8 protein-coding genes and 1 pseudogene are annotated in these 11504 nt (G+C 50.8%); 5 read left to right on the top strand and 4 right to left on the bottom strand.

Annotated features, from left to right (window positions below; genetic code table 11):
* The first annotated feature begins 148 nt into the window (after positions 1–148).
* From OS190_RS01405 to OS190_RS01395, 3 genes are read left to right on the top strand one after another with little or no spacing between them, the layout of a single operon-like run.
* Positions 149–790, top strand: coding sequence for a CmcI family methyltransferase (locus tag OS190_RS01405; RefSeq protein ID WP_267156871.1), 642 nt, complete (start codon positions 149–151; stop codon positions 788–790).
* A 7-nt stretch (positions 791–797) separates the two neighbouring features.
* Positions 798–2594 carry an HAD-IIIC family phosphatase gene (locus OS190_RS01400; protein WP_267156870.1) on the top strand — a complete coding sequence of 599 codons (1797 nt, stop codon included), beginning with the start codon at positions 798–800 and terminating at the stop codon, positions 2592–2594.
* Complete coding sequence (locus OS190_RS01395) at positions 2587–3486, top strand: sulfotransferase (RefSeq protein WP_267156869.1); 900 nt, start codon at positions 2587–2589, stop codon at positions 3484–3486. The genes OS190_RS01400 and OS190_RS01395 overlap by 8 nt, the downstream gene beginning before the upstream one ends.
* Here OS190_RS01395 and OS190_RS01390 read toward each other — a convergent pair.
* The 3 genes from OS190_RS01390 to OS190_RS01380 form a co-directional block, all read right to left on the bottom strand.
* Entirely contained in the window at positions 3423–4190 is a 768-nt protein-coding gene (locus OS190_RS01390; RefSeq protein WP_267156868.1) for a sulfotransferase family 2 domain-containing protein, read from the bottom strand. The genes OS190_RS01395 and OS190_RS01390 overlap by 64 nt on opposite strands.
* A 6-nt stretch (positions 4191–4196) precedes the next feature.
* Positions 4197–7397: a glycosyltransferase gene (locus tag OS190_RS01385; protein ID WP_267156867.1), complete on the bottom strand. Its 3201-nt coding sequence runs from the start codon at positions 7395–7397 to the stop codon at positions 4197–4199.
* A gap of 101 nt (positions 7398–7498) precedes the next feature.
* Positions 7499–8308, bottom strand: coding sequence for an ABC transporter permease (locus tag OS190_RS01380; RefSeq protein ID WP_267156866.1), 810 nt, complete (start codon positions 8306–8308; stop codon positions 7499–7501).
* A 323-nt stretch (positions 8309–8631) separates the two neighbouring features.
* On the opposite strand from OS190_RS01380, the gene OS190_RS01375 reads away from it, so the two are divergent.
* On the top strand, positions 8632–9702 hold the full coding sequence (locus OS190_RS01375) for a KpsE/RkpR family capsule polysaccharide export protein (RefSeq protein WP_267156865.1): 1071 nt from the start codon (positions 8632–8634) through the stop codon (positions 9700–9702).
* Positions 9703–9711: 9 nt separating this feature from the next.
* Positions 9712–10380 (top strand): ABC transporter ATP-binding protein, encoded by a 669-nt coding sequence (locus tag OS190_RS01370; protein WP_267156864.1) that lies wholly within the window; start codon positions 9712–9714, stop codon positions 10378–10380.
* Between the two features lie 79 nt (positions 10381–10459).
* Here OS190_RS01370 and OS190_RS01365 read toward each other — a convergent pair.
* Positions 10460–11494 (bottom strand): annotated as a pseudogene (locus OS190_RS01365) (glycosyltransferase family 4 protein); the annotation flags it as partial.
* Between the last annotated feature and the right edge of the window lie 10 nt (positions 11495–11504).

Here is an 11504-nt window from a genome sequence, read left to right as displayed (position 1 = left end):
AGGCAGATCAGCACGGAAATCTATCCGCTAAATGCGACAGGGTCGGTCAAAAGTTAATCTTCTGTTTACTGCTTTCTGGGCAAAACAAATAAAGAATTTCACTGCAACCGGCATGCTTGTCGGCTTGGGCATAAACAAAAGGCTGAACATGATCCGTTCGTTTAAAACGCCCTTCACCCGCCCGCAGCTCGGTGCATATCATCAGGGGGTCATGGGGTATCATTACCGTGACGTGATGTGTAACAAATCGCCGATCGATATTGCGCTTTATCTGCATCTGATCAACGCAGTGAAGCCGGGCACATTTATTGAAATCGGTACGAAATTTGGCGGTTCAGCGATGTTGTTTCGCGACATGGCCCGGATGTGCGGACTGGATACGCAAATCGTTTCGATTGACCGTGCTCCGCCTGATTCTGACGACAGGTTTTGTGGAATCCTCTTTGTGCAGGGGGACGTCATGACACTAAGGCAGACGTTTTCCGACAACGACCTGTTTGATCTGCCGCGCCCCTGGATCTTGTCCGAGGACAGCGCACATACTTTTGCTGCGTGTATGGCAGTCCTTGGTTTTGGCGCAGCATATTTGCGCGCCGGTGAATACCTTGTTGTTGAGGACAGCGTTCTGGCAGAGCTTGATCTTGCAGATCGATATGATGGTGGGCCAAGCCGGGCGATCGAAACCTACTTCGGTGATAATCCAGGGATCTATGAAATCGACAAAACCTATTGTGACATGTTCGGAGTTAACGCCACCACCAACCCAAACGGCTATCTACGGAAAGTTTGATATGGGCATGACACGAACAAAATTCGATCAGATTCAGCTTGTTGAAAATACACGGCTGATCATTTGGGATTTGGATGAAACGTTCTGGGATGGCACGCTCACAGAGGGCGGTATCCGGTATCGAGAAGATCATCACGCGTTTGTCATCGAACTGGCAAAACGCGGGATCATGTCGACAATCTGCTCAAAAAATAACGCCAATGAGATAGAAGCGGTTCTGAAAGAGCGGGAATTGTGGGATTACTTCATCTTTCCCAGTATTGACTGGACCCCCAAAGGACCGCGGATCGCTGCGATGCTGGCACAGATCGGATTGCGTGCATCGTCGGTCCTGTTCCTGGATGACAATCCGATGAACCTTGCCCAGGCGTCTCATCACAATCCGGGGCTGAATGTAGGTTTGCCGTCTTTGATCCCGAAGCTTGTGAACGCCCCTCAATTGCGCGGAAAACCCGATGTTCATCTTACACGCCTGGCACAGTACAAGGTCAAGGAGCGCAAGGCCAAAGCCGCTGAAGTGGCTTGTGGAGATACGATTGCATTTTTGCGAACATCAAACGTTCGCGTTTTTGTGGAATACAACGTCGAAGCGCATCTGGATCGTGCAATAGAGCTGATAAACCGGACCAACCAACTCAATTTCACAAAGAAGCGTTTGCCCGAAGATCAAGTCGCCGCACGCAAGGAACTGACCGCGTTGTTGGCACAAAACACGACGGATGCCGCATTGATCCGTGTGTGTGACAATTTTGGTGATTATGGTTTTGTCGGGTTCTACCTGACTGAACGTCTGCATAATGTGCGCCGGTTAAGGCACTTCTGTTTTTCCTGTCGCACGCTGAACATGTATATTGAACATTGGACCTATGCCCATCTTGGACGTCCGCCACTGGAGGTTGTGGGTGACGTTCTGTCGGATATACAGAACGAGACGACCAGGGTTGATTGGGTTACGCCGGTAGTAGCGCTGACAGAACTGGAGGATACCAGCCCAACAACCACTGTACGCTATGACAATATTATTGCGCGCGGCGGCTGCGATTTGGCCAGTTTGATGCACTATTTCGTGTTGCATACAAATAATTTGGTCGAGGAATTCAATCAGCCAAAGAATGGTCAAATGTTGCGACAGGATCATACGTCGTTTTTGATGCCGGCGTTGGGTGCAGGTCTGTGTGGGGAGCAATGCGATGCGGCTGCAACGCTTGGATATGTCCCGGAAGATTTTCATTCACAACTTGGCACCTTTCCCAAAGGGCGCAGTTTGTGTTTCCTCAGTTTCTGGGCAGATGCGGATATTCCCGAATACCGCCACAAACGAACCGGGCTAACCGTTCCCTATTGGCTCATCGGTGCTCAAAATCATGATTTGATAGCACAAGAGGAATTGCGTGAAACTGTCACACAAAACGATGTGCAGAGACAAAGGCTTGCGACACTTGTGCGCGACTTTGACCACATTGGACTGTTGAGTAGTGAGCGGATGGCACAGCGATACAGGCAGATCCTCGACCATATCCCGACATCTGTAGTGGTGATTGTTGTTCTGGCACCAATACGCGGACCGCTGCATTTTGAAAATCCTGACAAGCCCCCGCACCCGCATCACCAGCGTTTGAACGAGGCGGTGAGCAGGGCGGTGCAGGGACGTGACAACGTGATGCTGCTGGATCCTGCAGACTTTATCGAGAGATCAGAAGATATGATTGATCTCAATCATTTTACGCGCCCCGTTTATCACCGGATGTATGTGGAAGTGATTGAGCGCCTGTCCAGAACAGACAAAGGAGCGGCATATGTCTGACCGACTGTTTTCCAACCTGTTCCTGAGTGTAGGTGCGATGAAAGCGGGGACAACTTGGCTTTACGCTGTTCTGGCGCAGCATCCGGCGCTGCATTTTGCGATGGAAAAGGAAATCCACTATTTTTACCACCGCTATGTGAACCCCAATCAGTTGAGCGAGAAATACCGGCTCAAGGAAGCGAAAAACAGGTATTTGTTCCGGTTTGATCCTGAAAAAGCGAATATAGACGCGATACGCGGAAACCTGCATTGGGTTGCCGCCTATCTTAGCCGTCCGGTTGATGATTATTGGTATCGCAATCTGTTTCACATGCGCGATCATCAAAGCTATGCATGCGATTTTTCGAATTTGCATGCGCAACTGCCGATGGCCGCTTGGCCCCAAATTTCTAAAAAATGCAACCGTCTGCGCGTGCTGTATACCATGCGTGATCCAGTTCAACGATTGTGGAGCCATACCAAATTCCATCTGCAACTCACGTGTCAGTTAGACAGATTGGAGACATGGGGTCCGGCAGAATTCGGTGAATTTGTCAGACGTCGCCACATCTGGGTGAACGCGGAATACGGACAAGTCTTGCGCAATCTCAAGGGAGGGCTGTCACCGGAAATGTACAAGGTCATGTTTTACGAGACCCTACATCAGGACCAACGAGGAACATTGCGTGAGATAGAGAAATTCCTGGACCTGCCAGCTTGCGATTATCCTCAGGCTTTGTTGGAGCAACGGTTTACCGAAAGCGTGAAACACAAGATGCCGGATTTTTTCCCCGATCTGGTGCGTGACGATGTCATGAGGGTGTGCGACGAAGTGTCTGCCGAAGGATTTCAGATCCCGGATTGCTGGATAGCCAATTTAGGGGTTGAAGCGCAGTCACCGGCGCAAGCCTGAGCAACCGTTTTCTGCGCAAACCGTAGAAGTTCGAAATCGTCACGGTTGGTCTCTTCAAGGATGCGGCGCATTTCCGGGGATACTGTTGTCGCCATGCGTTGGTTTGAGGCATTGGCGGTCACCGGGTGCCATACAAATGACGGATAATGGGGTTTGATCAGAGCAGCCAAGCGATCCATTGCGGTATCAAAGTTTACGACAAGTCCCAGAATTCCCGTTTCTGACAATGTGGTTACAACAGATTTGGCACGTGTCAGTTCATCCTGGGCTGCCAAGTGTATCAAAGCAGACAACCGGCTGGTTTGAAAGTTGCGACATTGCCGATCACCGGCGGTGTTCAACCGCGCATGAACATATCCTGCAAATCCGTTCTGACGGGCCAGTAGCGTGCCCCGGGTTTCGGCATGTTGTATACGTTCGAAGCGATAAGCGGAGGCAATACGATCAATCGGATCACGTAGCATGATAATTGGAACTATGTGCACGCCCTCAATCTGAGGCAGCGGAGCTTGGATGGTGTGCGAGGAAAAGGCCACCGCTTCAGGGTTATTGCGGATCCAGCCGGCGACGTCTGGCGTGTGATCCGGGTGCGGATCGGGGAATTCGCGCGTGACCCAACGACCCGGAAAATTCTGGCGCAAAATGTAGTCGACAGAAGTACCGGCATTCTTGAACAGATGAATGTGAAGAATAATGTGGCGCATCTCGATCTATTTCCGTGACCCGTACAATTCTGCCGCTTCAAAAGCTTCACGCATTAATTCGCGGCCCCTTTCGAAGGAAAAACAGCTATACATATAACCACGCGCGTTTTGTGAAAGGGTTTCCCATAAAACATCATCGGTTGTTAATAGTTGGATCGCATCTACCCAATCTTCGGTTCGTTCTGCGATAATGCAATCATGGCCGGATCGCAGGCCGATGCCTTCGGCGGCGATCGGACTGATCACACTTGGAATACCGTGCGCAAGCGCGCTGAGCACTTTACCTTTGATGCCAGCGCCAGACAGTAGCGGTGCAACAAAAACGCGGTGTGAGTGAAACGCTTCGGCCGCGTCCTTAACAAAACCATGAGGGAGAATATTTTCGGTCTTGAGGGCGCGAATATTGTCACCCATGCCAGAGCCATAAATCGTCAAATGCGCATTGGGGTTTTGCGCCGTCAAAACTGGCATGATCTCTCGTGCAAACCAGCTAATCCCCTCTGAATTGGGATGGTGGCGAAAACTGCCTAGAAATGACAGCCCCGTTCGGGAGCGGGCACAGGGAATGGCGCTGGGCACGGAAACAACCCAAGGGCATCTTACAACAGTAGAACTGCCATCGGTATAGGCCTGTATGACTGAATGTTCGACTTCATTGTAAGACAGGACAACATCTACATTTCGGATTACCTCGATCTCGTCTGTTCGTGTCTGACGGGCCCGTTCCAGCTTTTGTTTATCGCCTTCACTTTGTGCGGTACGCAGCTCGCGTAGGAAATGCAAATCAGCGTTATTGAATAGAATGCGGGCCTTCGGGGCCAGTCGGCGAATATGTTCCAGCACAGTCTGTGCGACATAATAACGGGTGATATAGAAAGCGTCGAAATCAGAGGCATGTTGATCAAGGTATTCGCCCGCGTTCATATAGAATGGGGCGTAAATAACTTCGATTCCCGATTTTTGTAGGTCTTCAGTATATTTTCCAAGGTGCGCCATATTGGTCGAGATAAAGGTGACCTTGTACCCAAGAGACTGAACAAGATGCATTTCCTGCAACGCGGCATATGATCCCGCATCCTTGTCCGCACGGGGAGGCGCATAATCAATAAAAAGAACACGCCCGACAATACCGCGATCCTTTTCGAGGTCGGGTTGTTGGCCTTCAGCGCCGTAGGCGGAGAATGTGCCTGCCCAACGGCGTTTGAATTTGGGACGGTTGATTTCCTGAAATTTTTTGTACCCGGTCGAAACGTCTGTACCCGAGGTTATCCCCTCAAAATGATAGACGACAGATGAGGGGATGAACCACGTGGTATACCCGGCTTCACGAACCTTGAAAGCAAAGTCAGTATCTTCAAAATACATCGGTTCAAGATATGCAGAGAGGCCGCTGATTTCACGCCAGACATGGGCCGGGGCAAGCATGGCGGCACCGGACAGATAATCGACCTGTCGCGCATAGCTGAATCGGGGATCATTGGCATTTTGCCTATTTCCATAGTTCCATGGATTGCCGGAACCCCAAATGATACCGCCCGCTTCTTGCAGATCTCCGTTGGGATAAAGCAGCTTTGAACCTACGAGGCCTACGTTGTCAAAACGGTCAAATGCACAAAGCAATTCGTCCAACCAACCGGTGGTCACTTCAACATCATTGTTCAGCAATGCGATAAAATTACCTCTGGCCCTTTCTGCCCCGGCATTGCAGGCACGTATGAAACGCTGGGCAACCGGAAGACGCACGACGGTAATGCCGGTGACGATTTCTTCAATTCTCTTGGTTTCGTCGGTAGAAGCATCGTCGACAACAATGATTTCGAAAGACGTATTATTGTGGCCGATCAACAATGAACAAAGCGTCAGATAGGTGAATTCAAAATTGTTGTGAGCAGGGATTATGATCGAAACTTCTGGATGTTCTACTTCTGTGAAATGCAGGGGTTCGGGCACGACATTTTCCGGACCGCCTTCGAGGGTTTGCAGTGCATGGGCCAACTGGTGCAAGTCGGTTTCGGGGTGAGCCGCCGCCATCACCGCCTTCAGTCCGGCAAAACGGTAAGAAGTTTGAGGCGTCAGAATACTGGGAAAGGGTGCTACAGATTCACGCCGCATCACATCTACAGGCGTCAAGATATAGGGCATCAATTGATGATCTTCATAGACCACGACCGAACCTGATTTATCCTTGAGCATGACGTGCCGCACATGACCGTTCATATATCGAGAAGGCAGGCGCAGGACATTTTCGCCCTGCGTGATGCTGAAATTGCGCACGTATTCCCCATCGATGCTCAACACCAATTCCATCGCCTGAGCGGAGTCGCAAACCAATGTGTGGCCATAATTGTCCCGGACGGTAAAATCGGGTTTGGGCATGGGTGTAATGGGAAAGACCTCATTCCCCATTTGCAAGGAAAGCCCCTGTCCGGGGGCAAGCATATTGGGCAGTGGGGCGCTGATCCACTGACCATCAGATATTTCGGTTCTGCCATAGATCCATTCAGGCTCAAGCATCAGCGTATCAGTCTGTGTGGCAGTTGTTTTGGCGACATGGACATCAGCCAGAAACAGGAACGGCTCGGTACCTTTGGTATCAGGCAGGTGTTTGCGATACTCGATTTCAATGGAAACATCGCAGCTTTGGAAATGATCGGGGATCGGGCAACTGACTTTTGCATATCCGCTGGTGTGGGTGCCCCCGGTATAAGCTGTGTCGAACGGCAGAAAGTGCCGTTCTTCCTGTAATGAAACCGGATCCTGAAAGATCAGGCACAGACTGGCGGCAGCACGGTGGGCAGCCAATTGCGCTTGAAACATCATGCCGGCTTCGACTGTAGGAACGTGGATCTTTTTGTCAAAAAAGATCTGGCACGGCGCTGAGAATCGGTTGATCATGACCTGAATGGTTTGGCTACCATTTAGCACCCAATCGCTCAGATGGTTCACCCAACAGGCATAGACTTCGCCGGGGACGTCCTCAGCGGGCAGTGAATGAGAGTCTTGAGCAAAATTTTCTGTAGGTAACCGATAGGTCTTTGCCTGTTTCAGAATGGATTCAGGGTCTGGATTGCACACTTCAAAAGGAGCAAGCGCATCACCCAATCTTATTTCCATCGGAGTATTGCCTGCATCCTTTTCAACATTTCCAAAAACCTTGCCGTCCAGCATCACCAGACAGCGCAGTTCAGACATAAAATCCAAGGACATAAGCAGAGCACCTCTTGTTCTTGCGCAGAGCGCGCATCGTTAGCAAGAGCCACTACCGCACAGTTTATCTTAAATTTGCGTTAACTCAGATTAAGCGAATCTTACTTGTCCAAAATGTCCCGATGAAAGCGGTTCAATAGGAATAGCCCTAACATTGTGGTGAGGGCGGCAATGGCCAAAGGATAAACGATAGAGACATAGGAAGGTTGATAGAACGGATAGAACCCGTCGCGCATGAGGCCCGCGATATGTACGATCGGATTTAACCAAAGGTAGTCCGAATAGGGCTGTGGAACACTTTCAAAGATAAAGAACACACAGGAAACCAGAAACAATGGCCGGTTCAGAATTGACCAGGCAGTGTGCCAGATCGGATAGGCGAGGGTCAGAAAACTGTTGAGTGTGCCAATGCCGACCGCCAGGGCAAGCGTCAATAAATAGGCCTGCCCAATCTTTGAAAAATCCAGTGTTGTTTTGGGTTTGAGAACGATCAGGATAAACCCCAACACGATGATATGCACCATCATCTGGGTTAGAAAACTCAGGATGAACCGGGCAATCAAGGCATCCAGAAACGTGATTCTGGGATAGGTGAGCAAGGCACGACTGAATTGGATCGTTTGCGCCAGTTTAGTCGATACATCGGTGTACATCATCAGCGGAAGGATCCCCGCAGCATAGAACAACGCAAAACTAGTTCCGAGAGGTGGTGTGCGGAAACCGATTGAAAAGACAAGAGTCAGAAGCGTTATGCCTGCAGCAGGTTCAAGAACCGCCCAGAGATAACCACCCGGCGAACGACCGTAGGTTGTTGCGATTTCGCGAAGGACGAGAGCGCCAATCGCCCGCGGGGTTGTCGAAATTTCGGCCTGAGGCCGAAGATGAATAGGAAGATCGGGGGGTGTGCGCACAGGTAACCTCGTAGCTAATCAAGGTTACAAAAAATTAACCTTACCGGGCATAATGTTTTAGAAATACAACCAAAAAGTTAATGTGTATGCCGAATGGTTCCCCAGATAATGTTCGACAGATTGGCAAGATCCGACACCTAAAGCGTTCATCCGCGGTTGAACCATCACAACAACAGCACGTGCCTCAGTCTCCGCAAGCACCAGAACCGACAGTGCTGTCGCGACCACCTAAACAATCGCCTAACATTCCCGAATTTGACATTAAACCACCTGCGGGCCGCGCCCGTCCACGTATACGGCATCGGTTTCTGGTGTTCACTTTCATGATACTCGTGATCGCTCCGATTATTTTGGCCGGCTATTATCTGTGGACACAGGCCGCAGATCAGTTTGTCTCTCGCGTCGCCTTTTCCGTGCGCACGGAAAAGCAGAGTTCGGCAATTGAATTGCTGGGAGGAATCACCGAACTTTCCGGCTCTGATTCTTCTGACACGGACATTTTGTTTGCCTATCTATCCAGTCAGGAACTGGTATCGCGGATAGACCGGAAAGTTGACCTGCGGGCAATCTGGTCGCGGGTAAGTCCAGAGATCGACCCTGTTTTCGCATTTGATGCCGCAGGAACGATCGAAGATTTGCAAGCCCATTGGGAACGAAAGATCTCGATCGTTTATGACAGTAGTACAGGTTTGATCGACCTGGAGGTGCTGGCTTTTGACCCTGCAGATGCGCAGCGTATCGCGCAGGCGATCCTGGATGAATGCACAGCCATGATCAACAGCCTGTCGCGTATCGCGCAGGAAGATTCGATTCGTTTTACCCGCGAGGAATTAGGCAATGCAGTGCAACGCCTGAAGGAAGCCAGACGTGCATTGACGCAGTTTCGTAACCGGACCCAGATTGTTGACCCCAGCATTGATACAAAAAACCAGATGGGTCTACTGGTAACCTTGCAACAACAATTGGCCGATGCATTGATCACCTACGACTTATTGCAAGATACCACACGGGAAAACGATCCACGGATTACCCAGGCCAAGCGCCGCATCGAAGTTATTCAAGCAAGAATTAACTCAGAGCGCGGAAATTTGGGGTTGGGTACAGATAAGGAAAGTGGTGATGCCTTTGCCAACCTTGTGGGTGAATACGAAGGGCTGATCGTAGACCGAGAGTTCGCCGAAACAGCATATACGGCTTCGCTCGCAGCGCATGATTCCGCGCTGGCCGAAGTTCGAAAACAAAGTCGATATCTGGCGGCGCATGTTAAACCGACACGAGCCGAGCAGGCGCAATTTCCCAGACGTAAACTGATCCTCGCGCTTATCGCGCTATTTTGTTTTTTCACTTGGTCGATCCTCTGTCTGACCTATTATTCCCTTCGCGACCGAAGCTGAGCAACGGCAATGATATATTTGGAAAACCTGACCAAGTATTTTCCCATGCGGAAGGGTCGACAGACTATCATTGAAAACCTTACGGCGACATTCCCAACGGGGGCAAGCGTGGCATTGTTGGGCCGGAACGGCGCGGGGAAAAGTACGCTGTTAAAATTGATTGCAGGAACAATCCGGCCAACCTCGGGGCGGGTATTGTCTACAGGTACAATTTCATATCCTGTCGCGTTTCAGGGATCATTTCACCCTGATTTGACTGGCGTGCAGAATACCCGGTTTGTTGCCCGCCTTTACGGAGTGGATTGTGACGATCTGGTCAGTTTTGTTGAGGATTTCGCAGAACTAGGCGCGCATTTCCGCATGCCCCTGCGCACATATTCAGCTGGCATGAAATCTCGGTTGTCCTTTGGCGTGTCGATGGGCATTCCGTTTGATACCTATCTTGTGGACGAAGTGACCTCTGTTGGTGACGGGGCGTTTCGGCATAAAAGCGTACAGGTTTTTGACAAGCGCAACGAAACTTCAGGCGCTATCGTGGTCACACATTCCCCGCCGATGGTGCGACGTCTTTGCAATATGGCGGCGGTGCTGGAGCATGGGCAACTGCACTTTTATGACGATCTGGACGCAGCTCTGGATCATCACGAATACAACCTGACGATGCCACCGCGACGGTAGATCTGTTCAATATTGATCGGACAAGGGCATTGGCGTTGCCTTCGAAAATCACAGGGGACCAGTTTGTGCGCCAGACTTCCTTGATTTCGGTGCGAAGTGCCTGTGCATCCCGATCAAAAAAATCCAGCAATGCGATCACGCGCTCTGCCTCTTTTGCAAGATTTGCACTGCCCAATAAAAGGCCGCAGGGATGTTTTGAGATCAGATCGTCAGCTCCATCGAAATCACGCAAGACGATAGGAAGGCCGGCCTCAAATGCCTCAAGCGCCCCGATGGGGGTTCCTTCATATTTAGAGGTGAGCAGGTAGGCATCAGCCGTGCGAAGGGGTTCGCGTGCATCACTCAAAGGTCCGGTAAAAGTGATCCTTCTGAATATAGACCCGGGTGTCAGCCCAGCGACATGCGCTTGAAATGCGGGGTCATCAGTTCCCGGACCACAGAGTGTTAACCGAAAGTGGTCGGGCAGATGCATGAATAGCCTTATCGCGAAATCAAGGTCTTTTTGCCTTCCTGTGCGACCGGTCATGACAAGCCGTTTGATCCGTCTGTCGATATGATGCGGCAAAGGTCGAAGATCAGAGCAATTGGGCAAGATGTAAACGTTGTGTCGGGCGAGTTGTTTGGCACGCGCATCCCGTGCCATCCATCCCGCCATCCGGTGTGTGAGAAAGACAAGGTTCTGAGGGGGACAGGTCGCGATCAGCGTTTTTTCCAGCTTCTTGCACAGACGGTGTACCAAAGGGTGATACCCGCGCCCATAAGGCAGACCATGATGCGTAAAAACAATTGGGCAGACAGGTCTCCAGATACGAAAGGCGAGGAGAAGTCGGCAGGTTAATACCTGTAACCGGGAATGAACCCAGATCAGGTCAAAGGTTTCATCGCGCAACATATGTAATAACCCCGAGACACCGCGCCAGATGTGGGGTAAGGACAATCGGTTGGTGAGACCGGGAATAACGATGTGACGTATGTTCATCTGCTTCAGCGCGGTGAATCCCCCTTTGTCATGGTCGCTGATCACGGTGATTTCAGCGGTCTCTCGCAGAGCAGTGGCCAGATGCAGGATATGGCGCGGTACACCTGACGGTCGACCATCACCGCCGACTAACATGATCTTGGGT

Origin of the sequence: Sulfitobacter sp. F26204 (genome assembly GCF_026410305.1) — a bacterium.
Lineage (GTDB): Bacteria > Pseudomonadota > Alphaproteobacteria > Rhodobacterales > Rhodobacteraceae > Sulfitobacter.
Note: the sequence above shows the minus strand (reverse complement) of the source record. Positions and strands in the feature narration are given on the sequence as shown.

Excerpts from the sequence above, each read along its gene's own strand:
- OS190_RS01405 (WP_267156871.1), top strand. The coding sequence starts at position 149 with ATGATCCGTTCGTTTAAAACGCCCTTCACCCGCCCGCAGCTCGGTGCA.
- OS190_RS01400 (WP_267156870.1), top strand. The coding sequence starts at position 798 with ATGACACGAACAAAATTCGATCAGATTCAGCTTGTTGAAAATACACGG.
- OS190_RS01395 (WP_267156869.1), top strand. The coding sequence starts at position 2,587 with ATGTCTGACCGACTGTTTTCCAACCTGTTCCTGAGTGTAGGTGCGATG.
- OS190_RS01390 (WP_267156868.1), bottom strand. The coding sequence starts at position 4,190 with ATGCGCCACATTATTCTTCACATTCATCTGTTCAAGAATGCCGGTACT.
- OS190_RS01385 (WP_267156867.1), bottom strand. The coding sequence starts at position 7,397 with ATGTCCTTGGATTTTATGTCTGAACTGCGCTGTCTGGTGATGCTGGAC.
- OS190_RS01375 (WP_267156865.1), top strand. The coding sequence starts at position 8,632 with ATGATACTCGTGATCGCTCCGATTATTTTGGCCGGCTATTATCTGTGG.
- OS190_RS01370 (WP_267156864.1), top strand. The coding sequence starts at position 9,712 with ATGATATATTTGGAAAACCTGACCAAGTATTTTCCCATGCGGAAGGGT.